This is a genomic window from Vibrio sp. S17_S38, assembly GCF_014694375.1.
In the GTDB taxonomy this organism is placed as follows: Bacteria; Pseudomonadota; Gammaproteobacteria; order Enterobacterales; family Vibrionaceae; genus Vibrio.
This window is the reverse complement of the sequence record NZ_JAAUWW010000005.1, coordinates 1-25676: the sequence shown is the minus strand read 5'-3', so window position 1 is coordinate 25676 and position 25676 is coordinate 1. Positions and strand designations below refer to the sequence as shown.

27 protein-coding genes are annotated in these 25676 nt (G+C 41.0%); 25 read left to right on the top strand and 2 right to left on the bottom strand.

Annotated elements, in window-relative coordinates; genetic code table 11:
• Positions 1-16: 16 nt before the first annotated feature.
• The gene (locus HC725_RS05360) at positions 17-430 is read left to right on the top strand and encodes a DUF3302 domain-containing protein (RefSeq protein ID WP_190330752.1); all 414 of its coding nucleotides are present in this window, start codon (positions 17-19) and stop codon (positions 428-430) included.
• Positions 430-1563 carry an HlyD family secretion protein gene (locus HC725_RS05355; protein WP_190330751.1) on the top strand — a complete coding sequence of 378 codons (1134 nt, stop codon included), beginning with the start codon at positions 430-432 and terminating at the stop codon, positions 1561-1563. The genes HC725_RS05360 and HC725_RS05355 overlap by 1 nt, the downstream gene beginning before the upstream one ends.
• A gap of 65 nt (positions 1564-1628) precedes the next feature.
• On the opposite strand, the gene HC725_RS05350 is transcribed toward HC725_RS05355, so the two are convergent.
• On the bottom strand, positions 1629-2873 hold the full coding sequence (locus HC725_RS05350; protein WP_190330750.1) for an NAD(P)/FAD-dependent oxidoreductase: 1245 nt from the start codon (positions 2871-2873) through the stop codon (positions 1629-1631).
• A 34-nt stretch (positions 2874-2907) separates the two neighbouring features.
• Positions 2908-3975: a methyltransferase gene (locus tag HC725_RS05345; protein WP_190330749.1), complete on the bottom strand. Its 1068-nt coding sequence runs from the start codon at positions 3973-3975 to the stop codon at positions 2908-2910.
• 141 nt (positions 3976-4116) lie between these two features.
• Between HC725_RS05345 and HC725_RS05340 the strand changes: the two genes are divergently transcribed.
• The 23 genes from HC725_RS05340 to cysE all read left to right on the top strand — a co-directional run bounded on the left by HC725_RS05340 (position 4117) and on the right by cysE (position 25125).
• Positions 4117-4884 carry a beta-ketoacyl synthase chain length factor gene (locus HC725_RS05340; protein ID WP_190330748.1) on the top strand — a complete coding sequence of 256 codons (768 nt, stop codon included), beginning with the start codon at positions 4117-4119 and terminating at the stop codon, positions 4882-4884.
• 24 nt (positions 4885-4908) lie between these two features.
• A complete protein-coding gene (locus tag HC725_RS05335; RefSeq protein ID WP_190330747.1) occupies positions 4909-5706 on the top strand; it encodes a lysophospholipid acyltransferase family protein in 798 nt (265 codons plus the stop codon).
• A gap of 92 nt (positions 5707-5798) precedes the next feature.
• The gene (locus HC725_RS05330; RefSeq protein WP_190330746.1) at positions 5799-6059 is read left to right on the top strand and encodes a phosphopantetheine-binding protein; all 261 of its coding nucleotides are present in this window, start codon (positions 5799-5801) and stop codon (positions 6057-6059) included.
• 26 nt (positions 6060-6085) lie between these two features.
• The gene (locus tag HC725_RS05325; protein ID WP_190330745.1) at positions 6086-6343 is read left to right on the top strand and encodes an acyl carrier protein; all 258 of its coding nucleotides are present in this window, start codon (positions 6086-6088) and stop codon (positions 6341-6343) included.
• A complete protein-coding gene (locus tag HC725_RS05320) occupies positions 6343-6909 on the top strand; it encodes a COG4648 family protein (RefSeq protein ID WP_190330744.1) in 567 nt (188 codons plus the stop codon). Before HC725_RS05325 ends, HC725_RS05320 begins: the two co-directional genes overlap by 1 nt.
• 125 nt (positions 6910-7034) lie before the next feature.
• Positions 7035-8459, top strand: a complete 1425-nt coding sequence (locus tag HC725_RS05315) for an AMP-binding protein (RefSeq protein ID WP_190330743.1) — start codon at positions 7035-7037, stop codon at positions 8457-8459.
• On the top strand, positions 8459-8824 hold the full coding sequence (locus tag HC725_RS05310; protein ID WP_190330742.1) for an ApeI family dehydratase: 366 nt from the start codon (positions 8459-8461) through the stop codon (positions 8822-8824). Before HC725_RS05315 ends, HC725_RS05310 begins: the two co-directional genes overlap by 1 nt.
• Positions 8825-8861: 37 nt before the next feature.
• Positions 8862-10655: a glycosyltransferase family 2 protein gene (locus HC725_RS05305; protein WP_190330741.1), complete on the top strand. Its 1794-nt coding sequence runs from the start codon at positions 8862-8864 to the stop codon at positions 10653-10655.
• Positions 10633-12183 (top strand): HAL/PAL/TAL family ammonia-lyase, encoded by a 1551-nt coding sequence (locus HC725_RS05300; RefSeq protein WP_190330740.1) that lies wholly within the window; start codon positions 10633-10635, stop codon positions 12181-12183. The genes HC725_RS05305 and HC725_RS05300 overlap by 23 nt, the downstream gene beginning before the upstream one ends.
• Positions 12183-12605, top strand: coding sequence for an acyl-CoA thioesterase (locus HC725_RS05295; protein ID WP_190330739.1), 423 nt, complete (start codon positions 12183-12185; stop codon positions 12603-12605). Before HC725_RS05300 ends, HC725_RS05295 begins: the two co-directional genes overlap by 1 nt.
• A complete protein-coding gene (locus tag HC725_RS05290; protein WP_190330738.1) occupies positions 12595-13218 on the top strand; it encodes a LolA family protein in 624 nt (207 codons plus the stop codon). The genes HC725_RS05295 and HC725_RS05290 overlap by 11 nt, the downstream gene beginning before the upstream one ends.
• 55 nt (positions 13219-13273) lie before the next feature.
• Entirely contained in the window at positions 13274-15718 is a 2445-nt protein-coding gene (locus HC725_RS05285) for an MMPL family transporter (protein WP_190330737.1), read from the top strand.
• 74 nt (positions 15719-15792) lie between these two features.
• Positions 15793-16383: a DUF3261 domain-containing protein gene (locus HC725_RS05280; RefSeq protein WP_190330736.1), complete on the top strand. Its 591-nt coding sequence runs from the start codon at positions 15793-15795 to the stop codon at positions 16381-16383.
• Between the two features lie 61 nt (positions 16384-16444).
• Positions 16445-17644: a beta-ketoacyl-[acyl-carrier-protein] synthase family protein gene (locus tag HC725_RS05275; RefSeq protein WP_190330735.1), complete on the top strand. Its 1200-nt coding sequence runs from the start codon at positions 16445-16447 to the stop codon at positions 17642-17644.
• The gene (locus HC725_RS05270) at positions 17637-18134 is read left to right on the top strand and encodes a hotdog family protein (RefSeq protein ID WP_190330734.1); all 498 of its coding nucleotides are present in this window, start codon (positions 17637-17639) and stop codon (positions 18132-18134) included. The genes HC725_RS05275 and HC725_RS05270 overlap by 8 nt, the downstream gene beginning before the upstream one ends.
• Positions 18131-18856: a 3-oxoacyl-ACP reductase FabG gene (fabG, locus tag HC725_RS05265; RefSeq protein WP_190330733.1), complete on the top strand. Its 726-nt coding sequence runs from the start codon at positions 18131-18133 to the stop codon at positions 18854-18856. Before HC725_RS05270 ends, fabG begins: the two co-directional genes overlap by 4 nt.
• On the top strand, positions 18853-20100 hold the full coding sequence (locus HC725_RS05260; RefSeq protein WP_190330732.1) for a beta-ketoacyl-ACP synthase: 1248 nt from the start codon (positions 18853-18855) through the stop codon (positions 20098-20100). Before fabG ends, HC725_RS05260 begins: the two co-directional genes overlap by 4 nt.
• 192 nt (positions 20101-20292) lie before the next feature.
• Complete coding sequence (gene zntR, locus HC725_RS05255) at positions 20293-20736, top strand: Zn(2+)-responsive transcriptional regulator (RefSeq protein ID WP_190330731.1); 444 nt, start codon at positions 20293-20295, stop codon at positions 20734-20736.
• A 1-nt stretch (position 20737) separates the two neighbouring features.
• The gene (locus tag HC725_RS05250; RefSeq protein WP_190330730.1) at positions 20738-21904 is read left to right on the top strand and encodes an SO_0444 family Cu/Zn efflux transporter; all 1167 of its coding nucleotides are present in this window, start codon (positions 20738-20740) and stop codon (positions 21902-21904) included.
• 175 nt (positions 21905-22079) lie between these two features.
• A complete protein-coding gene (locus HC725_RS05245) occupies positions 22080-22535 on the top strand; it encodes a rhodanese-like domain-containing protein (RefSeq protein ID WP_190330729.1) in 456 nt (151 codons plus the stop codon).
• Positions 22536-22578: 43 nt separating this feature from the next.
• Entirely contained in the window at positions 22579-23043 is a 465-nt protein-coding gene (gene secB / locus HC725_RS05240) for a protein-export chaperone SecB (RefSeq protein WP_190330728.1), read from the top strand.
• 136 nt (positions 23044-23179) lie between these two features.
• Positions 23180-24202 carry an NAD(P)H-dependent glycerol-3-phosphate dehydrogenase gene (gene gpsA / locus HC725_RS05235; RefSeq protein WP_238928437.1) on the top strand — a complete coding sequence of 341 codons (1023 nt, stop codon included), beginning with the start codon at positions 23180-23182 and terminating at the stop codon, positions 24200-24202.
• Positions 24203-24303: 101 nt separating this feature from the next.
• The gene (cysE, locus tag HC725_RS05230; protein ID WP_190330727.1) at positions 24304-25125 is read left to right on the top strand and encodes a serine O-acetyltransferase; all 822 of its coding nucleotides are present in this window, start codon (positions 24304-24306) and stop codon (positions 25123-25125) included.
• Positions 25126-25676 lie beyond the last annotated feature (551 nt).

Below are 25676 nucleotides of genomic sequence, written 5' to 3'. Positions count from 1 at the left end.
TCTCAAAGGAAAAATAATGACTTTAGATTATGTTGCTTTAGGTATACTCATTTTCGTTGTACTGATACTGTTTTACGGCATCATTGCAATCCATGACATACCTTACGAAATAGCAAAAAAACGTAACCACCCTCAACAAGATGCATTACATGTTGCAGGTTGGATCAGTTTATTTACCTTACATGTACTTTGGCCTTTTCTTTGGATTTGGGCAACATTATGGCGCGAAGACCGAGGCTGGGGCTTTTCTCAACTAAAAGAAGAACAAACTGATATCCATCATCAAATCAATAGTCTCACAGAACAAGTTCATCAATTACAAACACAATTAGCAAAAATGACCCCTCAATCAACGACGGCAACTACCCCAGCACCAACAGAAAACCGACAACCTATTGTCATGAAAAATGACCAGGGAGAGTCGAACTAATGGAAACGATACTAACCCTGACTTATATTGCTTTTTGCATTGCTATTTTTAAAATATTCCGTATTCCATTAAATAAATGGACGGTTCCAACGGCCGTTTTAGGTGGAGTTGTCTTACTTGGCGCTATTTTCTTATCGATGAACTATTACCAGCCTTTTACTCAAATGGGTGGTCAAATCTATAGCACGACGCCTATGGTGTCGAATATTCGAGCACGAGTGGTTTCAGTTGAAGTTGAAGCCAATAAATTAGTACACCAAGGTGATGTATTAGTTCGATTAGACGATACCCCTTTTAAAGCTGCGGTCGTTCAACAAAAAGCTGCATTAGCGGCAGCTAAACAAAACGTTTTAGTGTTAGAAGCCAACTATAAACAAGCGTCTGCCAGTAGCATACAAGCTTTGGCAGAAAAAGATCGCTCTCAACGTGAAGCAGCTCGTTATCAAAAAGGTTACAAACGCGGAGCCTTCACCTTGCAACAAGTGGATGATAAACAACAGACAGCTAAAGGTGCAGAAGCTGCCTATCAGGCCGCACTTTCAAATGAAAATGCCGCCAAAGCTGCATATCAGTCACAAATCGATGGAGTTAACACCTCGGTAGCAGAAGCGCAAGCATCGTTAGACCGAGCTCAATTTAATCTTGACCAAACTATTGTTCGTGCTCCGACCGATGGTTATGTCTCACAACTTGCGCTTAAACCAGGTGTGATGGCGGTTCCACTGCCATTTAAGCCTATTTTAACGTTTGTGAGCACTCAAGATCCACGCGATTTTGTTGGTGCATTCCGCCAGAATTCCATTCTAAATATCAAACCAGGTGATGAAGCTGATGTCATCTTCCGAGCATTACCCGGTAAATCTTTTAAAGCTGAAGTAACAGATGTACTACCTGCGATCGCAGAAAGCCAAATTCAAGCTTCTGGTACGTTATTAGGAACAGAGGCATTGCAAACTCACGGTCGCATTATGGTTAAGTTCAAACTGAAAGATGATATTGAACAGTATGCATTACCAATGGGTACCAATGTGGAAATTGCGGTTTACTCTGGCAAGTTAGAGCATGTTGCGATTATTCGAAAGATCTTAATTCGAATGAAGAGTTGGCAGAATTATGTGTATTTCGATCACTAATACCTTCCATTAGAAATCAAAAAACCCCGAAATTTCGGGGTTTTTTATTACTTAAGATTCAATACTTAACCTGAGCAAATCTCGGCTAATGTGCTTAGACGTTTCTGCGGGCTAACCACATACGGATTCGAGCTATCCCAAGCATAACCGGCTAAAATAGAACTGATTTTTTTCTTGATTTCTTTATTTGGATTATCGGTAAAAATCACAGTTTGCAAGCGGCCATCATACCAACCTTCAACATAAGCACGAAAAGTATTCACTCCAACCATCAGTGGTTCTGAATACGATTTATCCCAATCGACCACTTCTCCATTTAACTGTGAAAGTAATGCTTCAACGGCTAATTCAGCTGATTTCATCGCTATGGTGACCCCAGATGAAAATACCGGGTCTAAAAACTCCCCTGCATTGCCTAATAAAGCATATTGAGAGGTTGCGAGATGCTTTACATCAACCGAATACCCATCAATTACACCGCCAGGATTTGGTAAAGTGGCATTCACAAATAACTCACGCAAATGAGGCTCTTCCTCTATCAGTTGCTTTAAAGCCTGAATACTATCTTGAGGGTAAGACTCCAAAAATTCGGGTGAACCAACAACGCCTAATGAACATACTCCATTTGAAAATGGGATCAGCCAATACCACACATCTGCATGTTCAGGATGTACATAAATGGTGATTTTATTTCTATCATAATTCATCTTTTGGCTAATATCGGCATCAATATTATCGACGACATGAGTAAAAATGGCTTTGCGTGCAGGAAAATCGGAAGGCTGCTCTAAGTCCAATAATCGTGGTAAAACTCGACCATAACCACTTGCATCTAAAATAAAGTCCGCTTGAATTTGATAAACAATATTATTTTCATCTGTGATCGATAGTAAAGGTTGGATACTTTCCAAATCTACCGCTATCACTGTATGTTGATAACGAATATCTACGCCTTGCTTCTGTGCTTGTTCCGCTAATAATTGGTCAAAGGAAGCTCTTTGAACTTGGAACGTTGTCCCCTCACCTGCTGTATATTTATCCGTAAAATCAAAATGCGTATATTCACCACAACGACGAAAAGCAGCGCCATTTTTAAACTGAAATCCAGCCTGATTAACCGCCTCAAACATGTTGGCTTTTTTCAACGTTTCCATACAAGCAGGTAACAAACTTTCACCAATCGAGAAACGAGGAAAAAGACTTTTCTCCAACACGATGCAATTGACACCTTGTTGTTTCAACAATGCCGCTGCGATAGATCCAGATGGGCCTGCGCCAATAATCGCGACTTGAGTGTACTGCTTAATCATCTCTGTATTTCCTGATTTATATTTAACCCACAACTTAATCTGCAATAAGCTCTAACAATGTATGACCTAAACCAATATCATCGGTACGCTCACTGACTTTAAAACCCGCTTCTGTCACTATTTCTAAAAAATCTTCACTACGATAAAAACGGCTATTTCCATTGGCAAGACAAGTAAAATAAAGCGATGTCGCATTCATACTGTAAGCCGCTGCTTCATAACGCTGTGCATCCCAAAACAATTCTAGAATATACACTTTTGCCTCGGGCTTCATCGCCATACGCACACGACGTAAAATACTTAAAATTTCCATTGGAGAAAAACAATCTAAAAACTGACTCATCCACCATACATCCGCGCCTTGAGGCAAACTCTGTGTTTTGTCCAGCATATTGGCAGGATAAAAATGGACGCGATCCGAAAAACCATTCTTTTCTATATTCTCTTTTGCTAACACGATTTGCTGTGGCAGATCGATCAAAGTCACCGTCACATCTGGATTATAGTGGCAACATTGTAATGTCCACTTCCCTGTGTTTCCGCCAATATCAAAAATCTGCTTTGGCTGACTAGAAAATATTTTTTTCAATAAGATCGGAAACGAATTATCTGAATAAAAATGATCGAATTTAAACCAGCTCTCTTTCGCTTTGTCTGGCAAGCTCGATAAACCTTCATAAATGGTTGTCCAATCTCCAAGCTCTTTTAGCCCCGCAGGCGTGCCTTCTTGAATAGCTTGAGTTAAATGCATCATACCGGCATAACAAACATCCGCAGTGAAATCCATATTGGCTCGTGTCATGCCATCATGCAGCAAAGAGTGTCCTAGCTTAGCTAAAACGTAATGAGGCGCTTGCCAAGTCACAATGCGAGCACTTAAGGCCATATCAAGTAAAACCTTAACACCATATTCTGAAACATTGGTTTTCTGCGCAATTTGTGGTGCCGTTAAGGTTTGATCTTTTGCTTGATATAACGCATCTAAAATACCAAGGTCACGCAGTGTTCGAGCAGTGTGAAAAACAATAGGCGAAAATGCTAATTTTTGCGCCTCTGTTTTGGCTTCTAAAGCAGAATAAGGATCAGTCTGGTAAATATTCAAAGGTTATTCCAAGTAAATAAAAATGAAAAATACAGCGTATGAATCAATACTAGCGAATAATTTCCATCACACGATAGCGTTTTAATCAATAAAAGTGCTATTTTACGCCTCATCCGACGAAATTATTGATAAAGGGACTTTATGAGCAGTATTGCGTTTAATATTCAGCATTGGCAAGCTCTGTCTGCAGGGCTTGATTCGTCGGAATCTTGGTTGCATTGGGCAAAAAATCAGACGTGGCCACAAAATCTGCCACCAGCTAAAGCAGACTTAATTCCAGCGATGATGCGCCGTCGTATGAGCCCTCTGAGTAAACTGGCTTTACAAGTTGCGATATCTCTCAAGCAACGCTTAGATGACCAACAATGTTCCATCGATTATTTAATTTTTTCAAGCCGTCATGGTGAACTGTCTCGCACCAGTAAATTATTACAACAAGTACTGAGTGGTGACGATGCCTCACCGACAGCGTTCTCGCAATCGGTGCATAATACCAGTGCAGGTTTATTTACCATTGCCACTCAAAGCCCGATTCCTGCCACCTCTTTAGCTGCGAGTAGCAATAGCTTACATCATGCATTAATTGAAGCCGGTGCCTATTTAATTATAAATCCAAGTCACCGTGTATTAGTGATAGATTTTGATGAATCGCTTCCAGAGCCCTATACTTCATTTGAATCACAAAGCCACCCTGGCTATGCGTTAGGTTTAGTATTAACCCATGGAGATCAAGTTCAATTAACATGGCAAGGTACTAAAAAACACTCAAATTCAACGGATCATAATTCGACGCCATTTTTTTGCACTCAGAGCCTACAAATCTTAGCTAACTTGGCGACAAAACAGCAAAAATGGGACATTATAGACGAAAAGTTTGAGTGGCAATGGCAGTGCACAACATCGTTATAAATATTAAAGGTACTCCTCACTAGCATGAAATACTGTGAACTTTCATTATTTCAACGCCTTAATAAATACTGGCGCGTCATTGCGACTGGTAGCTGCTTTGCTATTTTTGGGATCGGAGCATTAGTATTAACATTTATTGTTTTCCCATTAATGACCGCAACCATCCGTGATTCAGGGCAACGAGAAAAACAAGTACAACGCATCATTCAGTACTCTTTTTCCCTCTTTTGCCAAACCATGAAATTTACTGGTGCTATCGATTATCAATTTGATGGTAGCGATAAACTCTCTCAAGATAAAAACTGCTTAATTATTGCTAATCACCCTAGCTTAATTGATTACGTTCTGATTGCTTCTCATCTACCACAATGTGACTGCTTAGTGAAAGCCAGTATTTGGCATAACCCTTTTATGAAAGGCATAGTAAAAGCTGCGGGATATATTCCCAATAGAGACCCAGAAACCTTGCTAGAAGAATGCAATAAACGCCTAAACAATGATAATGTCTTATTAGTATTCCCCGAAGGCACAAGAACCACACCAGGGCAAAAATCAAAATTACAACGTGGCGCGGCGCAAATCGCCACCCGAACTCAAACGGATTTAAGATTGGTTCATATCACGGTTACGCCCAACTTTTTAACGAAACAAATGAAATGGTATCAAGTTCCTGACGTAAAACCCTTTTTTCATCTAGAAGTGAAAGGTAAGATAGCGATAAATACATTTATAAAGAACAATGATTCACCAACGACAGCCGCTCGCCAGCTGAATCGTTATTTATCAACAGCTCTATTTCCAAATAAGAATGACAATATATAACTATGTAACTCAAGTAACGGTCGATAGTATCGTGACTTAAATTAAAATTGATTAAGTAATCAAAAATAAAAACAATATTTAGGTAGGTTAATGTGGAACAGCTATACAAGGAATTAAAAATATTAATTATCGAATCTCTAAATCTTGAAGATATTCAAATTGAAGATATTGATAGTGAAGCGCCATTATTTGGCGAGGGTTTAGGTTTAGATTCAATTGATGCCTTAGAGCTAGGTTTAGCGATTAAGAAGAAATATAATGTCGTTATTGATGCAGATGATGCAAACACTCGTGAACACTTTTCTTCTGTCGAAAATCTAGCGAAATATGTTAGCGCGAGCCGCCAACTTTAATAGCCCAACTAACAAGCGTAAATACTATGACCAACATAAATCGTGAAGATGTATTCAACAAAGTGAGTGATGCTTTTGTTGAACTATTTGAAATTGATGCCAATGACATCAAACCTGAATCTCAGCTGTATCAAGAGCTCGATCTTGATAGTATTGATGCTGTTGATTTAGTAGTGCACTTACAAAAGCTAACGGGTAAAAAAATTCAACCTGATGAATTCAAAGCCGTTCGTACGGTTAACGATGTAGTTGACGCCGTTGTCGAACTCTTAAAAGAAAAGTAATGAACAAGATCCTGACGGCTCTATCTGCCATCGTTTTATTAGCATATCCATTTGCAGTTTATTACGGATTAAATCGTTGGGGTATTGGCGTTATTGCGGCGCTACTTGGGGTGTTTTTTCTAATCCGGATTCTAGCGGGTCATCGCTCTCGTTTAGCCGAATTGAAATACATGGCATGGCTCAGTGGCGGCGCTGGCATTATCTTAACGATTTTTGCAACTCTATTTAAACAACAAGGCTGGTTTACTTTTTATCCTGTTGTGGTAAATGGTCTGATGTTCATTTTATTTGTCAGTAGTTTATGGCAAAAGCAAACCTTAATTGAACGTCTTGCTCGACTACAAGATCCAGATCTGCCAGCGAGTGGTGTCCAATACACACGAACAGTCACCAAAGTCTGGTGTGGCTACTTTATTTTAAATGGCTCGATCGCACTTTATACCTGCTTCCAACCCATTGAAGTATGGACTCTTTATAATGGCCTAATTAGCTATATTTTTGGCGGTAGCTTATTTGCAAGCGAATGGCTCATCAGGCAGTGGATTCTAAAGAAACACCGAGTTTAAGAGTTTAAGATCTAACCTATTAATTATATATATCCAACGTATTTGAAGCGGCAACTTCAAGTAAAGCAGGTATAAATGCCCACGTTATTTTCGGGTATACTGACATGGAAAACGTCTGACAGCACATGAACCAATTCTCACCACAGTTCCAATCAATCCATGATTTAATGCAGTCACAACGCTCACCTCAGTTAGCGGTAACCGCCTGTTTATCTGAGAATGATGTCTTATATTCATGGCTAGATTTTCAACAACATGTTTCACAACTCACCGCAAGATTAAACAAGACTCCGCAACAGAAATGGGCGATTTGCACCCAAGACAGCTATTGGTTTGCCGTTGCTTTTATGGCGGTATGTCATGCTGAAAAACACCTTATTTTACCTGGTAATCTACAACCTGGCGCATTACTCGATCTAGCTGAACATTTTGATGCGTTGTTACATGATGATGTCATCGATATACATGTATTTCCAAAGACGATCATGCAAACCAGCATCGCTCTTCCTTTGATAGAAACCTCTTCTGAACAACTAATTACATTTGAAACGCTCAGTAACACGCCGATTACTTTATTTACATCAGGCTCCAGTGGGGCTCCAAAAGCAATCCATAAAACCTTAGCGTTACTCAATAATGAAGTTGAACAATTAGAGCAAACTTGGGGACACGAACTGACAGGCAGCATCATCGCGAGCACTGTTTCCCATCAGCACATTTATGGATTACTGTTTCGGGTATTATGGCCTCTGGCATCTGGGCGAGCATTTTTCAGACATGATTGGCAATACCCCGAACAAATTGCCCAACACACATCTTCTAATACCGTTTTGATCAGTAGCCCTGCATTATTAAAGCGCTTAGTCGAAAATAACTCTAACGCCAATTATCGCGCCATATTTTCATCCGGCGGCCCTTTAGCATTTGATTCGGCTCTCACTTGCTTTACGCTCTTTAACCAATGGCCAAGAGAAGTATTAGGCAGTACAGAAACCGGTGGAATTGCTTATCGCCAGCAAATCACTAGCGCCGAACCTTGGCAAGCTTTTGACGCCATCAAAATTAAACTCAATGCCGAAAATTGTTTACGAATTCTATCGCCTTTGGTCGATCCTAAGATTTGGTATCAAACTGCCGATCAGTGTGAGTTACTAAACGACAAGCAGTTCATTTTGAAAGGACGAGCGGATCGCGTTATTAAAATTGAAGAAAAACGCATTTCACTAACCGAAATTGAACGCCGATTAAATCAATTAATTGAGATAAATGAAGCGGCGGTGATTCCTTACCAAACCGAACAACGCCTAATCATTGCCGCCGCAATAACGCTCACGGCCAATGGACAAGCTAAATTAGAACAATTAGGTAAAGGTAAGTTTTGGCTCTATTTGCGCAAAGCCCTGCATCAATGGATTGAGCCTGTGGGTATTCCACGTCGCTTTAAAGTTGTCGAAAGCATTCCACTCAATACGCAAGGAAAGCGACTCATCAGTGATATTGAAGCTTTATTTGAAGACAATCTCGATAATAAGAATAGCGAGCTAAGATAATGACTGAGATTAAGCGTAAACCTAGTGTTATTCATCAGACAGTCAATGAATCTGTGGTTGAATTACAACTCTATATTGATGAAGACATTGAAGATTTTAACGGTCACTTTCCCGTATATTCTTTACTACCTGGTGTAACCCAAATTGATTGGGCGATATTTTTTGCCAAGCAATATTTATCTATCCCGGGTGAATTTCAAGGAATGGAAGTGATCAAGTTTCAAGAGCCTATACTCAAAGGCAGTGACGTCACATTGAAGCTTGAATGGCATGATGAGAAAGGGAAATTGTATTTTTCATACACATCCCAAGATAATGATGCATGCTTACATACGCATTCATCAGGCCGTATTTTATTAGCTTAACTCTAGGCTCAATCACTCAAAGGACATCATAACCACCATGTGCGAATTTTCACCCTGCTTTTTGATCCCTTGTTACAACCACGGCCAAACGATGGCTGCGGTGGTGGCATCATTGCAGAGTTTTAATTTTCCCATTCTCATTATCGATGATGGTAGTAATGAAGACACCAAGCAAGTGCTTGAGTCACTCGCACAACAACCCGATATTACCTTAATAAGCTTGGCTTCAAATCAAGGAAAAGGTGGCGCTGTTATTGCAGGTATTCAGCAAGCTCATCAACTGGGTTTTAGTCATGCGTTGCAAATTGATGCCGATGGACAACATGATATCGAAACAATCCCTCGCTTATTGAAAGCCTCCGAGCTCTACCCACAACATTTGATTTCAGGCAAACCTATCTATGATGAATCGGTACCTAAAGCGCGCTTATATGGTCGTTATGCAACTCATATTTGGGTATGGATTGAAACGCTGTCATTGGAAATTAAAGACAGCATGTGTGGCTTTCGTGCTTACCCGATCCCATCCACTATTGAAACATTAGACAAATATACCATAGGTCTGAGAATGGATTTTGATACTGAGATCATGGTGAAAATGTATTGGGAAGGCGTTCAATTTCATTTTATTGATACGCGAGTATTTTATCCTGAAGATGGTATTTCTCATTTTGATGCACTGCATGACAATATCCGCATCAGTAAAATGCATACCAAGCTATTCTTTGGCATGCTTCCACGGATCCCTGCGTTAATTAAACGCCACTTATCTAAGCAACCAACTGAAAATCAAAATCCATCGTCAGCACCATCCCATCAGCACTGGGCCAAAAGTAAAGAGCGCGGTACGGTACTTGGAATCAAATTATTGATGATGGTTTATTCACTCCTCGGGCGTCGAATTTTTAATGGTATTTTGAAATTAGTGATCGGCTATTATCACCGTTCAGGTAAGCAAACTCGTCAAGCCTCTGAGCAATTTTTAGCTCAAGTACAGAATCACTGTCATCAACAAAATATCGCGATCAATTCCTCGCTATCAAGCTACCAACATTTGTTATCTTTTGGTCACACTATTCTGGATAAATTAGCAGGTTGGCGTGGCGACATTCAAATCAGCGATCTCACCATTCATGGTCAAGATCATTTCGATAAAGTGATTGGCGCCAAACAAGGCATAGTAATTTTAGGCTCACATCTCGGTAATTTAGAGCTGTGCCGAGCTTTAGGTCGCGTGCGCAGTAAAGTCACCATTAATGCTTTAGTCTTCACCGAACACGCCGAACGCTTTAATAGTGTCATGAAAGCTATTAATCCAGAGTCGTCCATTAACCTGATTCAAGTGAGCTCCCTTGGACCCGATACCGCGATTTTATTGCAACAAAAATTGGAACAAGGTGAATGGGTGGTGATTGTCGGCGATCGTACTTCTACCACTCAAGAACAACGAGTAGTGTGGGCTGATTTTTTAGGAAAACCCGCCCCATTTCCACAAGGGCCATTTCTATTGGCCACCATTCTTGCCGCTCCCGTGTATTTATTATTTGGGTTACGCGATGAATCAAATACAAGCAAGCGACCTCGTTTTGATGTGCATTTCGAACCTTTCAGTGAAAAGATTCATTTACCTCGAAAACAGAGGACTGAAGCACTTCAAGCATTAGTGCAGCAATACGCCAATCGCTTAGAGTACTTCACCTTAAAAGCGCCTTTACAGTGGTATAACTTTTTTAATTTTTGGCAACTCAGCCGCGACAATATGCTGGAATCTGAACAGTCCAATGAATCCTTTAAATCGAGTGAGCAACATGACAACCCACAATCTAAATAATCCATCGATAACCTTTGGGGCACAACGTCTCACTATTGAAGATGTAGTGAACATTGCCCAAGGCGGCCAAGCCCAAATGAATCAAACCGATGCTTTCACTAGCAAGATAGATCGCGGTGTAGCATTTCTGGAACGTTTATTAAAAGAAGAAGGCGTGATTTACGGTGTTACCACAGGTTATGGCGATTCTTGTACGGTCGCGATCCCGATGAATCTGGTGGACGAGTTACCACTGCATTTAACTCGTTTTCATGGTTGTGGATTAGGCGAGCATTTAGATGAACAACAAGCCCGTGCGGTGCTCGCAACTCGTTTATGCTCTTTATCTCAAGGCATGTCTGGTGTCACTCATGATCTGCTCAATCAAATCGTAACCTTGATCAATCAAGGCATCACACCAATGATCCCACAAGAAGGATCGGTCGGTGCTAGTGGTGATCTTACCCCGCTATCTTATTTAGCGGCGGTGTTAATTGGTGAACGTGAAGTTTTATACCAAGGCGAAGTACGCCCTACTCTTGATGTGTTTAAAGAGCTAAACATTCAACCGATTAAGCTAAAACCCAAAGAAGGTCTAGCCTTAATGAATGGCACATCAGTCATGACTGCTCTGGCTTGTATCGCCTTTAAACGAGCCGAATACTTAACGCAACTAGCAACAAAAATTACCGCCATGGTGTCATTGGGAATGCAAGGTAATGACTTCCACTTTGATGAAGCTTTGTTCGCGGTGAAACCTCACCAAGGTCAACAGCAAATCGCCGCTTGGCTACGCAGTGATCTTCAAGCTGAACGTCCACCAAGCAACAGTGACCGCTTACAAGATCGTTACTCTCTACGTTGTGCGCCACACGTGATTGGCGTATTGCAAGATACCCTACCGTGGTTGCGTCAAATGATCGAAAATGAACTCAATAGCGCAAATGATAACCCAATCATTGATGGCGATAATGAGCGTGTTCTACACGGTGGACATTTCTATGGTGGTCATATTGCCATGGCGATGGATACACTAAAAACGGCAGTAGCTAATATTGCGGATTTACTTGACCGCCAAATGGCGCAATTAATGGATTATAAGTTCAACAACGGATTACCCTTTAACTTAACTGGCGCAACCGGTGAACGTAAGCCAATTAACCACGGTTTTAAAGCGGTACAAATTGGCATTTCAGCTTGGACCGCCGAAGCACTAAAAAATACTATGCCTGCTAGCGTATTCTCTCGTTCTACTGAATGCCATAACCAAGATAAAGTCAGCATGGGCACCATTGCTTCTCGTGACTGTTTACGTGTTTTGCAGCTGACCGAGCAAGTAACCTCTGCGTCATTGTTAGCGGCCACTCAAGCGATAGAGCTGCGCAAGCGCAATAATGAACTTGACCACCAGCATTTCAGCCCAGCGATTCAAGCCATGATGGAAGCGGTACAATCGGAGTTTGAATTTGTGGAGGAAGATCGTCCTTTAGAAGCGGATTTACGCAAATTCATCGTTAAAATTCAGCAGCAAGTGTGGGATTTATATTAATGAGTAATACATTAACGTCCAGTGTACTTATGACACCCTCTTTTCAAGATGCGGATCCAATGGGCGTGGTGTATCACGGTAATTACTTTCGTTTTTTTGAAGAAGCCCGCCGCGTTATGCTAGATAAAATTGGCTATAACTACCGCGCGATGGAAGCGTCTGGTTATATGTGGCCAATTATTGATGTGAGAGTAAAGTACATCAAACCGATCCCGTTTGATCTGACTGTGCGGGTTGAAGCTATGCTCACCGAATGGGAAAATCGTTTGAAAGTGGAGTATGTGATCTACCATGCCGAAACGGGTGCTCGCCTGACCAAAGGTTATACCATGCAAGTGGCGGTGGAGATGAAAACCGAAGAAATGTGCTTTGTTTCACCAAAAGCACTGACTGATAGAGTGGAGAAATGGCATGCGCAATAAAATCAGTACAGTATTGTTTTCACTGATCTTTATGATCACCTTTGTATCGATCTCTGCTTCCGCGATCACGCTCGATCAACTGCAAACAAAACTGGCGCAACATACAGTGGTGCGTGGCGATTTCACTCAAACTCGCACTATGCAGATGTTTGATGCTCCTTTGGAATCAAGTGGTCAATTTTTATTATCGGAACAACAAGGTTTATGGTGGCAACAAACTCAACCATTTCCAGTCTCTTTGGTATTAACTCAAGATAAGTTAAGTCAAAAAATGGCGGATCAACCCGCGCAAGTATTAGATAAAAAAGACAATCCGATGGTGTTTTATTTCAGCCACATTTTCTTATCTTTATTTCAAGGTGACACCAATACTTTAACCGAGCAATTTACCCTTGAGCTCAGCTCAAATCCTGATCATTGGACGCTAGTACTCACACCTAAAACTGCGCCACTAAATAAAGTCTTTGCTTCCATTACCATTCAAGGCAGTGATTATATTGATTCGGTTTTATTAAAAGAAGTGCGAGGAGATCAATCTGAGATTAATTTTAGTCAACAAACCAATCAGCCCAATACACTTAATAAAACGGAACAAGCAGCCTTTCAGTTTTAATGGCGACTAGCACTTTTAATCGTATTTATTAACCGCTTTTGAGAATAACGACATCATGATACACAGATTCAATAACAGTAAAATATTAGCGGTTAGTTGGCTTGCGGTGATCTTAATCTTCGGTGCGACGTTAATCTGGCAGTTATCAAGCCGCACCAGTCCTATCGAAACCGATATCATGGCATTACTGCCAAAAGATAAGCAAGATCCAGTTGCCCAAATTGCATTTGATAATATCGCCACCAGCATGAGCAATAAGGTGATTTTTTTAGTTGGAAGTGAAAATAAAGACCGTGCGATTTCTGCCGCGACTGAGTTTTCTAAACAGCTCGAGAGTTTATCGTTATTTAGCCATGTTAAGGCGAAAATAGATTCGGAATCACAGCAAGCTTGGGGGCAGTTTTTCTATCCCAATCGCTTCCAACTACTCACAGATGCACAGCGAAAACAATTACAGATCGCACCACAAAAGCAAACTCAGCAAGTGATCCAAAGTGTCTACAATCCATTTTCAGGAGTCACTGGATCAGAATTAAAAAATGACCCTTTTTTACTTTTTCGGGATTTCTTAACTCAGCTATCGGCTAACTCTGGCAATTTCGTTCTTTCAAATGGATTTTTGACTACTCAGTATCAAGGTAAAACTTACGCACTGATCAATGCTGAATTACAAGGCTCCCCTTATAGCTTTGATTTACAATCTAAACTGCCCGAACTTAACGATTTACAAAAGAAGATTGAACAACAATTTACCGATATATCTGTCAATAAAACCAACACAGGCACCAAAGCCAACAACAATAAAATCGAGATCCTTCACACCGGCGTGATCTTCTACGCAGCCCACGGCACTCAAAGCGCAAAAAATGAAATAAGCACCATCGGCGCAGGCTCTTTAGTTGGGATAATTATTCTAATCTTGTTTGTTTACCGCAGCATCACCCCGCTAAATTTGGCTCTATTGTCAATAGGATGCGGATTATTAAGCGCCTTCGTGGTGACGGTTGCTGTCTTTGGCAAGGTGCATTTATTTAGTTTGGTATTTGGTGCCAGTTTAATTGGAGTGTCGATTGATTATGCTTTTCATTATCTAACAGACCGACTTGCCGCAGGTAAAGACTGGGATAGCCAACAAGGTTTACGGCATATTTTTGTCGCCATCAGCTTTGGTTTAATCACCAGTTTAATTGGTTATTTAGGCATGTTAGTTGCCCCTTTCCCGGGGTTACAACAATTGGCCTTATTCTCTGCCGTCGGCTTATGCGCCGCTTATGCCTCAGTGGTATGTTGGTATCCGATTTTAGCATCAAGCCCATCGAAAGTGACGCATTTACCACTTTCTAAAACAATGTCGATTTGGCTGCAATTATGGCAAAAGCGCAACATTAGAATCGGGCTTCCGTTGAGTTTATTGATCATGGCTGCTCTTGGCCTATCACAAGCTAAATACAATGATGATATTCGCCAGTTACAAGCGCTGCCCACTCAACTTAAGCAACAAGAAAATAGTATCAAAGCCATCTCTGGGATCAGCAATGGTCAACAAATGTTGTTAGTAAAAGCCAGTGATGACCAAGCTCTTTTACAACGATTGGAACAAGTCTCTAAACAGCTCGATGGCTTTATCAATCAAGGTAAGTTGCAAGGCTATCAAAGCCTCACTCAATATATTCCTTCGGCACTTTCTCAGCATCAGAACTATCAATTAATAAAGCAGCTTTATGCCAATCAAGGCAAAAAATTACAACAAAGCTTAAAGCTCAATCAAGCCCTCAACTTTGATGCTCAATTTAATCCCATATCTATCAATGATTTTCTCGCCTCTCCAATCTCAGAACCAGTGCGTTTTATGTGGTTAGGAAAAATACTTGGGCAACAATCTGCAGTGATACGCTTAACGGGTTTATCGGCGCCAATATTTATGCAGCAATACGCCGATAGCCAAGTGAATATCAGTTATTTAGATAAAACTGACGACATTTCACGCTTATTCGGCTCCTATCGAGAAAGAGTGACTGAATTACTCGCATTCGCCAGTGCGCTGATTTTTATCGTGGTGGCGTGGTGCTATGGCTGGCAACAAGGCATTCGTATTATGATCCCACCGTTACTTGCCGGAGGGATCGGCATTGCCGTCACCGTATTAGCGGGGACACCACTGAATCTGTTTAATTTATTGGCATTGATTTTAATACTTGGAATCGGGATTGATTACACTTTATTTTTTGCTGAGCACAGTCGTCATTCAGCATTCAAAGCAACACCGAAATCTGAATCATTACACAGTACCTTATTAGCGATTAGTTTATCTGGCTTAACGACATTATTGTCCTTCGGACTGCTGGCTTTAAGTGAAACTCAAGCCATCCATAGTTTTGGGATCACGGTATTATTTGGCATTATAGTTTGTTGGTTACTCGCGCCATTAGCCATGACGCCATTAACGATGAAAGACCCGCTAAAATTGACTGATGAAAATCGCCCACAAGGACATAAGTGATGATGATAAAACGAATAAATAACTACGTATTAACACGTTTTTCTCTCTCGTCTAATCTTATAATATTGAGCTTCATGACTCTTAGTTTCGCGCTATTGACGGGGTGCGCTTCATTAACATCAAACGATGCGGAAACAACGCAAGCTAAAGTCGAAATCGCAAAAGGTGTATGGGTAGCTTTACCAGCACCACGCGATTTAGGATACTCATTAAGTGCAAGTCAATTGATTTCAGTTTCCTATCAAAACACCACGAAGCAACTCCCCACTCAACTGCAAGTATCTGATGATAAAGTCGTTTTGGCTGGGTTTTCCTCTTGGGGCTCGCGAATTCTGAGTTTGGAGTATGCTAACAATCAGATTGATTCACACGTCATGTCGGGTCTTGGTGGCGTATTACCTCAACCAGAACAGGTACTGTTTAATTTAATGATCACCTTATGGCCGGTTGAGGTATGGCAACCATCATTATCTAAAATAGGTTGGGCATTAACTGAAAAAAATAATGACGGCTCTCAAGGGAAACACCGACAATTAAGCAACGATAAAGGGGAAGTTGTGGCAGATATTCATTATCAAAATATCAATCCCTTAAAGGGCGATATCACCTTTATTAATCCATTGCTAAGACTCAACATTAAGATCAAAACATTACAATATAAATAAGCCTATTTCGCTTTCCGATTATGACACTTTTCATTCGTTTAAATTAAGGTAATAAATTGACATGCCGACACCTATTTACATTCATGCTTGTGGCTCACATTCAGCCTTAGGTCAGAAAACGGATGAAATCCATCGGCATCTGCTGCAAGGTGTGTCGCCTAATATGCGAATGAGTGGTGATTGGCTCAACAATGGAAAACAAACTGTGCTGGGTTATGCACCGGATGGACTCCCTCACATTGATGACACATTTATCCACCAAAATACCACCAATAATCGTTTAGCGTTATCCGCATTGTTGCAAATTGAGCCAGAAATCAAACAGGCTATTCAACGTTATGGCGCCAATCGTATTGCGGTTATTCTAGGTACTAGCACTTCTGGTATTGTAGATGGAGAGCAAGCATTACACGCTCAACAACAAACTCAGCAATGGCCAAATGGCTATCATTACCATCAACAAGAAATGGCTAATACTAGTCAATTTGTTGCGGACTATTTTAATCTCTCTGGGCCGTGTTACACCATTTCAACCGCATGCTCTTCCAGTGGTCGTGCCTTTATCTCAGCCAAACGATTGTTAATAGCGGGATTAGTCGATGCAGTGATTGTAGGTGGGGCCGATACCTTATGCAAACTGACGTTAAATGGTTTTAATGGTCTAGAAGCCTTATCTAACACGCTTTGTCGCCCCTTCTCTCCTGAAAGAAATGGGATCAATATTGGTGAAGCGGCTGCCTTTATGTTACTCAGCTTAGAGAAACCCGAACCTCATACTAAAAAGCACCCCACCATTGCCTTGTTAGGTGCTGGAGATAGCTCCGACGCTCACCATATATCTGCGCCACATCCTGAAGGTAATGGCGCGGAACAAGCGATGCGCAAAGCGTTAGACGACGCAAGATTAACACCACAAGACATCGGTTATATTAATGCTCACGGAACGGCGACGCCGCTAAACGATACGATGGAATCAAAAGCAATCAATCGTGTATTTAGTAATCATGTTCCCGTTAGCTCAACCAAATCGCTCACCGGTCATGCATTGGGCTCAGCGAGTGCGATTGAAGCCGCTATTTGTTGGCATATTTTACGCTATAATCTTCCACTTCCAGCTCAAACAAATACGTCAGATGGTGAAGCATTAGGCATTCAATTAGCCAAGCCTGAGTCTGCATTAACACAACCGGCGATTTTAAGTAATTCTTTTGCCTTTGGTGGCAATAACGTCAGCCTTATTTTTGGATACCCGCATGACTGAATCGAGCATTCCTCACATTCACCAACTTATCCCCCATGAAGCGCCGATGATATTAGTGGATCGTTTGATCGACGTTGGCGATGAGCACATTCATACCCAAGTTGATATCCAATCAAGTAACCTGTTTTTTGATGAATCATCACAGACAGTGCCAGCTTATGTGGGAATAGAATTCATGGCACAATCAATCGCCGCATGGTCAGGCTATCAAGCATGGAAACAAGACGTTGAACCATCGATTGGTTTCTTACTTGGCACTCGTCGCTACCACTGCCAACAGACGCAATTTTCATTAGGAACCATATTGGATATCCATGCGGAAAAAGTAATGGAAAATAATGGTATGGCGGTATTTCAATGCATAATAGAACAGCAAGGTAAAGAAGTCGCCAGTGCTCAATTAAATGCTTTTGTCCCCTCTAAAACACAATTACACGATATGCTGGGTCAACCGGCTGTTGCAAAGAAACAATCAAAGGAAACCTTATGACTCAACATGTTCTAGTAACAGGAGCCAGCAAAGGCATTGGTAAAGCAATTGCGACTCAATTGGCGCAAGATGGCTTTCATATTACCATTCATTATATGAGCGACGAAACGGGTGCACTCGGCACGTTACACGACATTGAACAAGCTGGCGGGCAAGGCCATCTACTTCAGTTTGATATCAGCAATAGAACCCAATGCCGAGAAAAATTGGAAGCGGACATTGAACAATATGGCGCATATTATGGTGTTATAAGTAATGCAGGGATCACCTGTGATACAGCCTTTCCAGCCATGATGGAAGAAGAATGGGATAGCGTGATCCATACCAATTTAGACAGTTTCTATAATGTGCTTCATCCTTGTGTCATGCCTATGGTACAAAAGCGCCGTGGTGGACGCATCATTACCATTGCTTCCGTATCTGGCATCATGGGCAACCGTGGTCAAACTAATTACAGTGCTGCAAAAGCGGGTGTGATTGGCGCAACCAAATCTCTGGCTTTAGAACTCGCCAAACGCAAAATCACCGTGAATTGTGTTGCGCCAGGGCTTATTGATACAGGAATGGTAGATGAACATGTTAAAGAGCATGCTTTACCACAAGTGCCTTTACGCCGTATGGGGAAACCAGAAGAAGTAGCAGGATTAGTCCGCTATTTAATGTCGGATAATGCTGCATATATCACCAGACAAGTTATTTCAGTCAATGGAGGTTTAATATGAGTCGTCGTGTTGTAGTGACTGGAATGTCTGGCGTTACTGCCTTTGGTAATAATTGGGCTGAGATTTTACCTAAGCTGCAAGCCTGCGAAAATGCGGTGCAATTTATGGAAAGCTATATGCAATATGATGGCTTGAATACCAAACTGGCCGCCCCTATTTTAAACTTTGAACTACCAAAGCATTACACACGGAAAAAGATTCGCTCAATGGGTAGAGTGTCTCAAATGGCGACCTTAGCCTCTGAAAATGCGCTATTACAAAGTGGTCTTGTTAGTGAGAATGGCGATAAACATGAAACCTTAACGAATGGTCAAACCGGCGTAGCTTATGGTTCATCCACCGGCAGTACTCCAGCCGTGAGTGCTTTTGGTGTGATGCTTAATGAGAAATCCACCCGAGCAATCACCGCCACCACCTATGTACAAATGATGCCTCACACAGCAGCAGTGAATGTCGGTTTATTTTTCGGCTTACGAGGACGAGTAATCCCAACTAGCAGTGCCTGCACTTCTGGCAGCCAAGCCATTGGATATTCTTACGAAGCCATTAAACACGGCTATCAAACAGTCATGGTTGCAGGCGGCGCAGAAGAACTTTGCCCTACTGAATCAGCTGTTTTTGACACCCTATTTGCCACCAGTTTAAAAAATGATGTACCAAAAACTACGCCTCGACCTTATGACACAGACCGAGACGGCCTCGTTATTGGTGAAGGTGCTGGTACATTAGTCCTTGAAGAATATGAACATGCCATCGCTCGTGGGGCAACAATTTATGCTGAAATCATTGGCTTTGCGAGTAATTGCGACGCAGCCCATGTTACTCAACCACAAATGGAAAATATGCAACGTTGCATGGAACTAGCGCTTAAAGATGCCAATATTCCGGCTTCTCAGATCGATTATGTTTCTGCTCACGGTACCGCAACTGACCGTGGCGATATTGCAGAAAGTAACGCGACCTCCAACCTATTTGGAAATCAAACACCCATCAGTTCACTCAAAAGTTATTTTGGTCATACGCTTGGTGCTTGTGGTGCCGTTGAGGCATGGCTTAGCTTAGAGATGATGCATACTGGATGGTTTAGTCCAACTCTAAACTTGAATAACATTGATCCACTGTGTGGTGATCTGGATTATATTCAGGGCAAAGGGCGAGAAATACAATGCAATACGATAATGAGTAATAACTTTGCTTTTGGTGGTATTAATACGTCGATTATCTTTAAGCGACACCAAATTTAAAACTACCTTTTCAATCGCTTACTCTTTAAGAGTTTGAACACGGTGCTCCTTCAGTCACTACAACTAAGCCCACAGATCTTATCTATGGGCTTTTTTATTTCACTTTAAATTCAATACGTACACTCATCGCTATTGACCTTGGAGTATCATCTAAGGTTTATACTCTCTGTAACGTCAAAATAGGGAATGGATATGTATAAGATTGGTGAGTTAGCAAAACTCTGTGAAGTAAATAATGATACGTTACGATTTTATGAAAAATCAGGACTACTCAGCCCATCAAATCGAACAGATTCAGGCTATCGCTTATATACCGAAAAAGATAAGCAAGCTCTGCAATTTATTATTAGAGCCAAAAAAGTCGGCTTTAATTTATCGGATATAAAAGAGTTATTAGAAATCGACGTCAATAAAGCTAGCAATGCTTGCTCTGATGTAAAACAAGTTGTTGATATCAAGTTGCAGCAAGTCGAACAAAAATTAGCAGAGCTTCTTCACTTCCAACGCTCATTACAAGCACTTTCTTCTGCTTGTTGTGGTGGTGCAAATAGCGCAGAGCAATGCACAATTCTACAAGCACTAGAAACTAACACCGATGACGTCAAGCCTGAAATTCATCACCACCAAGGAGCATAATATGGCTTTTCTATCTCACTTTATGGAATTATTTTTAGAATCGGCACCTTGGTTAATATTAGGGCTCGTCACAGCAGGAATCATCAAAGTATTCATTCCTAGTACATGGCTAAACAAACAACTTGGCGGAAGTGGATTTAAAGCCATTGTGAAATCTGCTATTTTTGGTGCCCCATTACCATTATGTTCATGTGGGGTGATCCCTGCTGCCGTCGGTTTACGTAGAGCCGGAGCATCAAAAGCATCCACAACTTCGTTTTTAGTTTCTACACCAGAAACAGGCGTCGATTCAATCGCTATTTCGTATGTTCTCTTAGGTCCGTTTATGGCAATTATGCGTCCTATCTCGGCCATTTTTAGCGCGGTTTTAGCCGGATTACTGGTAGGTAAAGACAAAGAAAGCTCAAGTATTGCTTCAATAACGTCCATTTCAAAGCCAGTGGAAACAGCTTCATGTTGCAGCCCGAAAAAACAAAGAATAAAAACCACCCTTCAATCAAATACCACCATGAAACCAGCCTCATCATGCTGCTCAAGTAAGAAAAAGACGTCATGTGGTTCTGCACAATCTAAAACTGAACAACCAACACCTGAAAATCTTATTGGTAAGTTAAAACTCGCTATTAAATTTGCCTCAACAGAGCTATTAAAAGACACAAGTGGATGGCTTTTAGTTGGGCTAGGCTTTGCCGCGTTAATTCAAGCTTATATGCCTGATGGGCTATTAGAAGGCTGGGGAAGTGGCATTTTAGCTATGCTAGTTATGGTTATTATTTCAATACCAATGTACATCTGCGCGACTGCATCCACTCCTGTAGCTGCTGGATTACTGTTAGCAGGGATATCTCCTGGGGCGGTATTAGTCTTTATGTTGGCAGGGCCTGCAAGTAATGTTGCAAGCTTAGGGGTTGTATTTAAAGAAATGGGAAAACGAGCATTATTTGGTTATTTAGGTGGTGTACTAGGCGGCGCCATACTCATGGGATCTTTGGTTGATTTTTTAGTGTCACAATATGGTTTTCAAGTCACACCTCAAGTTGGCCCTGAACATGAATTATTACCACACTGGTTAACAATAATAAGTGGTATCAGCCTGGCAATGTTGATTATTTATAATTGGTTAAAAGGCCTACAAAATAGATGGACTGAAAAGACCTTAACATCATAAGTCATACTATGTTGCGATCCTATCGTATTTAAAGCTGGATATTCATGTCTCTTTTAAGATCTAGGATCGCTTTTTTCCCTTCTCTTCTCGCCTCTTTCCCCATAGGCGGTTATACTCTTGCCTTTCAAATTTTGTCTGTGGATGTCCACAGCTATCGCAGGTAAGAGCTTAAAATATGCAAGAATATATGGAATTTTTTCAACAAAACATGGTCATGTGCTTAGTTTGGGTGGGTGTACTTGCTGCCTTGATTATGAGCATTTATAAGTCATCAACTGCAAAATATAAGATCGTAGATGCTGGAGGACTAACCTACCTAATCAATCGTGAAGATGGTGTGGTTATTGATATTCGCTCTAAAGATGAGTTCAAACATGGCCATATTGCGGGCTCAGTTCACATTTTACCTTCTGAAATTAAATCTGGTGCTCTTGCTACTATTGAAAAATACAAAGCCACCCCAATCATTGTGGTATGTAAGCTTGGACAAACCGCAGCAGAAAGTGCCAACCTATTAGTTAAAGCTGGTTTTGAAAATGTCAGCCTATTAAAAAATGGCATGGGCGCTTGGAATGAAAATAACTTACCTTTAGTTTCAGATAAAGCAGTGACAAAGAAAGGTAAGAAATAGTTAGATAACAGATTTTTAATTTATACCTACAAGGATTTTAATCATGGCTGAAGCAGCACCTCAAGAACAACAGAACTTCACAATTCAACGTATTTTTCTAAAAGATATTTCTTTTGAAGCGCCAAATTCACCACAAATGTTTCAAAAAGAGTGGGAACCGGACGTTAAACTTGATCTAGATACCCAAAGCCGTGAGCTAGGTGAAGGTGTTTATGAAGTTGTTCTACGCTTAACTGTTACTGTTAAAAATGCTGATGAGGTTGCTTTTCTATGTGAAATCCAACAAGGCGGTATTTTTACAGCAGAACAGATGGAACAAGGTCAACTTGCACATTGCTTAGGAGCTTTCTGCCCGAATATCCTATTCCCATATGCACGTGAAACTATTTCAAGTTTAGTTATTAAAGGGACATTCCCACAACTGAACTTAGCCCCTGTTAACTTTGATGCATTGTTCATGAACTATTTACAGCAGCAAGCAGAGCAAGCACCACAAGTAGAAGCATAAGATAATAAACGCGAAGTGTGAAAATACTTCGCGTAAATATCTGACCACAAAGCAAAAGCGAAATTATCTTGCTTTTGCTTTTTGTTTCTTCAGGCCTCACTCCTCGGTTTCTCATCTTTCACAAAAGGTTTCAATCATGCCAAAGACACACTCTCATCAAAATGCTGTTATGACTGTTATTGGTGCTGGATCATATGGCACTTCACTTGCCATCGCGTTAGCCCGAAATGGTTCAAAAGTGGTTTTATGGGGGCATGAAGCCAAGCATATGGCAAAATTACAAGCTGACCGAGCAAACCACGAGTTTTTACCCGGCATCACATTCCCTGAGTCGTTAATTATTGAATCCGATCTTGCAACTGCTGTTTCATCTAGTCGTGATTTACTAGTCGTTGTTCCAAGCCATGTGTTCGGATTAGTACTCAATAGTCTAAAACCTCACCTATTGGTTAACTCTCGAATTTGCTGGGCAACTAAAGGGTTAGAACCTGAAACGGGCCGTCTATTAAAAGATGTTGCACAAGAGGTTCTAGGTGAGAGTATTCCACTAGCAGTTCTTTCTGGCCCTACTTTTGCGAAAGAATTAGCAGCAGGTTTACCAACAGCTATTTCAGTTGCTTCACCTGATACTGAATTTGTTAAAGATTTACAGGAAACTATTCATTGCGATAAGAGCTTTCGCGTTTATGCTAATAATGATTTTACTGGTATGCAACTTGGTGGAGCAGTCAAAAATGTTATCGCAATTGGCGCTGGCATGTCAGATGGCATCGGATTCGGAGCAAATGCACGAACAGCATTAATCACCCGTGGATTAGCTGAAATGACACGTTTAGGTGTCGCATTAGGTGCCCAAGCAGAAACGTTCATGGGCATGGCTGGCCTTGGTGATTTAGTATTGACCTGCACAGATAACCAGTCACGAAATCGCCGCTTTGGCTTGGCTTTAGGCCAAGGCAAAGCTATTGAAAGTGCTCAGCAAGAAATCGGACAAGTGGTTGAAGGGTATCGCAACACAAAAGAAGTATGGCTACTTGCGAACCGAATGGGTGTAGAAATGCCTATTGTTGATCAAATTTATCAAGTACTGTATCAAGGTAAAGACGCACGCCAAGCCGCACAAGATTTATTGGCAAGATCGAAAAAAATGGAAAGATAAACGGATAACTTCACCTGAAAATTCAAGCGTGATAGGTTAATGGAATAACAATATATCGCCGCCCTTGCGCTGCGAAAAATAGAATTGAGATACATAGCATCATGAAACAGTGTGAAAAGCAGAAAGTATGGAAAGCCATTGTTAAAGAAGCAAAACAGCAAGCGGAATTAGAACCAATGCTCGCCAGTTTCTATCACTCTACGATTATTAACCATGATAGTTTAGGAGCTTCTCTTAGCTATATCTTAGCGAATAAACTAAAAACAGCATCAATGCCTGCAATGGCAGTACGCGAAGTAGTAGAAGAGGCTTTCCTATCTGATTCACAATTAACTGAATCTGCTGCTTGTGATATTTGCGCTACAGTCACTCGAGACCCCGCAGTATCTATGTATTCTATTCCTCTGCTATATTTAAAAGGATACCATGCTCTGCAAGGCTACCGCGTTGCAAACTGGTTATGGAAACAAGGCCGAGTCACATTAGCTACTTATCTTCAAAATCAAATTTCAGTTGCATGCCAAGTCGATATTCACCCAGCGGCACAAATAGGCCAAGGCATCATGCTCGATCACGCAACAGGTATAGTCATTGGCGAAACCGCAGTGGTTGAAAATGATGTATCGATTTTACAAGATGTAACATTAGGCGGTACAGGTAAAGACTGCGGCGACCGCCATCCAAAAATCAGAGAAGGTGTAATGATTGGTGCCGGGGCAAAAATACTTGGAAACATTGAAGTCGGCGTCGGTGCAAAAATTGGCTCATGTTCAGTTGTACTACAATCAGTCCCCGCTCACACTACCGTTGCAGGTGTCCCTGCAAAAATAGTAGGTCGTCCGCAGAGTGATAAACCATCTTTAGATATGGATCAACAATTTAACGGTAGCTCCCCTATACTTCTTGATGGTGCAGGGATCTAAGATCAATTCAGATAATTTCATGAATCAATGAAGTTATCTCTATTCAATCCAAACTGGATTATCACACTCCCCAAAGCCGACATCCTTTAATGTTCCTTAAAATAAGGAGTCCCCTACTGATGCAAACTCACTTTCCCGATAATCTTGAAAGTAAACTATTCTCCATATTCCATTCCACTACACACCTGAGAGTTATACTGTTCATAGTATAATCAGAATTATCTCAGAAAAAATTTGAACAGAAAACCGATTTTTTGTTAAAGGGCTATCCTACAAACAAAAAATTCAGTTTCATCTAAACAGTTTCAGGGATACTAATAGTATAGGCCAAGGCACATTAGACAATATTATCCATATTAACGAGGAGGAGTTGTAGCCTGAACTGTCAGCAATTATCGCTGTTGTAATTGGAAATAAATGCATCTCAGCTCTAGACACATCAAAATACATGTCACCACCAGTGCAAAAATGATCCACTAACACCAATTGAAAATTGATCCACTTGGTATCATTCAGTTTTAACAAAACTGGATGGTGATTATGTTAACCAA

What these genes read in the sequence shown, in the direction of transcription:
- HC725_RS05360 (WP_190330752.1), top strand. Translation starts at nt 17, where the DNA reads ATGACTTTAGATTATGTTGCTTTAGGTATACTCATTTTCGTTGTACTG.
- HC725_RS05355 (WP_190330751.1), top strand. Translation starts at nt 430, where the DNA reads ATGGAAACGATACTAACCCTGACTTATATTGCTTTTTGCATTGCTATT.
- HC725_RS05350 (WP_190330750.1), bottom strand. Translation starts at nt 2,873, where the DNA reads ATGATTAAGCAGTACACTCAAGTCGCGATTATTGGCGCAGGCCCATCT.
- HC725_RS05340 (WP_190330748.1), top strand. Translation starts at nt 4,117, where the DNA reads ATGAGCAGTATTGCGTTTAATATTCAGCATTGGCAAGCTCTGTCTGCA.
- HC725_RS05335 (WP_190330747.1), top strand. Translation starts at nt 4,909, where the DNA reads ATGAAATACTGTGAACTTTCATTATTTCAACGCCTTAATAAATACTGG.
- HC725_RS05325 (WP_190330745.1), top strand. Translation starts at nt 6,086, where the DNA reads ATGACCAACATAAATCGTGAAGATGTATTCAACAAAGTGAGTGATGCT.
- HC725_RS05320 (WP_190330744.1), top strand. Translation starts at nt 6,343, where the DNA reads ATGAACAAGATCCTGACGGCTCTATCTGCCATCGTTTTATTAGCATAT.
- HC725_RS05315 (WP_190330743.1), top strand. Translation starts at nt 7,035, where the DNA reads ATGAACCAATTCTCACCACAGTTCCAATCAATCCATGATTTAATGCAG.
- HC725_RS05310 (WP_190330742.1), top strand. Translation starts at nt 8,459, where the DNA reads ATGACTGAGATTAAGCGTAAACCTAGTGTTATTCATCAGACAGTCAAT.
- HC725_RS05305 (WP_190330741.1), top strand. Translation starts at nt 8,862, where the DNA reads ATGTGCGAATTTTCACCCTGCTTTTTGATCCCTTGTTACAACCACGGC.
- HC725_RS05300 (WP_190330740.1), top strand. Translation starts at nt 10,633, where the DNA reads ATGACAACCCACAATCTAAATAATCCATCGATAACCTTTGGGGCACAA.
- HC725_RS05295 (WP_190330739.1), top strand. Translation starts at nt 12,183, where the DNA reads ATGAGTAATACATTAACGTCCAGTGTACTTATGACACCCTCTTTTCAA.
- HC725_RS05290 (WP_190330738.1), top strand. Translation starts at nt 12,595, where the DNA reads ATGCGCAATAAAATCAGTACAGTATTGTTTTCACTGATCTTTATGATC.
- HC725_RS05285 (WP_190330737.1), top strand. Translation starts at nt 13,274, where the DNA reads ATGATACACAGATTCAATAACAGTAAAATATTAGCGGTTAGTTGGCTT.
- HC725_RS05280 (WP_190330736.1), top strand. Translation starts at nt 15,793, where the DNA reads ATGACTCTTAGTTTCGCGCTATTGACGGGGTGCGCTTCATTAACATCA.
- HC725_RS05275 (WP_190330735.1), top strand. Translation starts at nt 16,445, where the DNA reads ATGCCGACACCTATTTACATTCATGCTTGTGGCTCACATTCAGCCTTA.
- HC725_RS05270 (WP_190330734.1), top strand. Translation starts at nt 17,637, where the DNA reads ATGACTGAATCGAGCATTCCTCACATTCACCAACTTATCCCCCATGAA.
- fabG (WP_190330733.1), top strand. Translation starts at nt 18,131, where the DNA reads ATGACTCAACATGTTCTAGTAACAGGAGCCAGCAAAGGCATTGGTAAA.
- HC725_RS05260 (WP_190330732.1), top strand. Translation starts at nt 18,853, where the DNA reads ATGAGTCGTCGTGTTGTAGTGACTGGAATGTCTGGCGTTACTGCCTTT.
- zntR (WP_190330731.1), top strand. Translation starts at nt 20,293, where the DNA reads ATGTATAAGATTGGTGAGTTAGCAAAACTCTGTGAAGTAAATAATGAT.
- HC725_RS05250 (WP_190330730.1), top strand. Translation starts at nt 20,738, where the DNA reads ATGGCTTTTCTATCTCACTTTATGGAATTATTTTTAGAATCGGCACCT.
- HC725_RS05245 (WP_190330729.1), top strand. Translation starts at nt 22,080, where the DNA reads ATGCAAGAATATATGGAATTTTTTCAACAAAACATGGTCATGTGCTTA.
- secB (WP_190330728.1), top strand. Translation starts at nt 22,579, where the DNA reads ATGGCTGAAGCAGCACCTCAAGAACAACAGAACTTCACAATTCAACGT.
- gpsA (WP_238928437.1), top strand. Translation starts at nt 23,180, where the DNA reads ATGCCAAAGACACACTCTCATCAAAATGCTGTTATGACTGTTATTGGT.
- cysE (WP_190330727.1), top strand. Translation starts at nt 24,304, where the DNA reads ATGAAACAGTGTGAAAAGCAGAAAGTATGGAAAGCCATTGTTAAAGAA.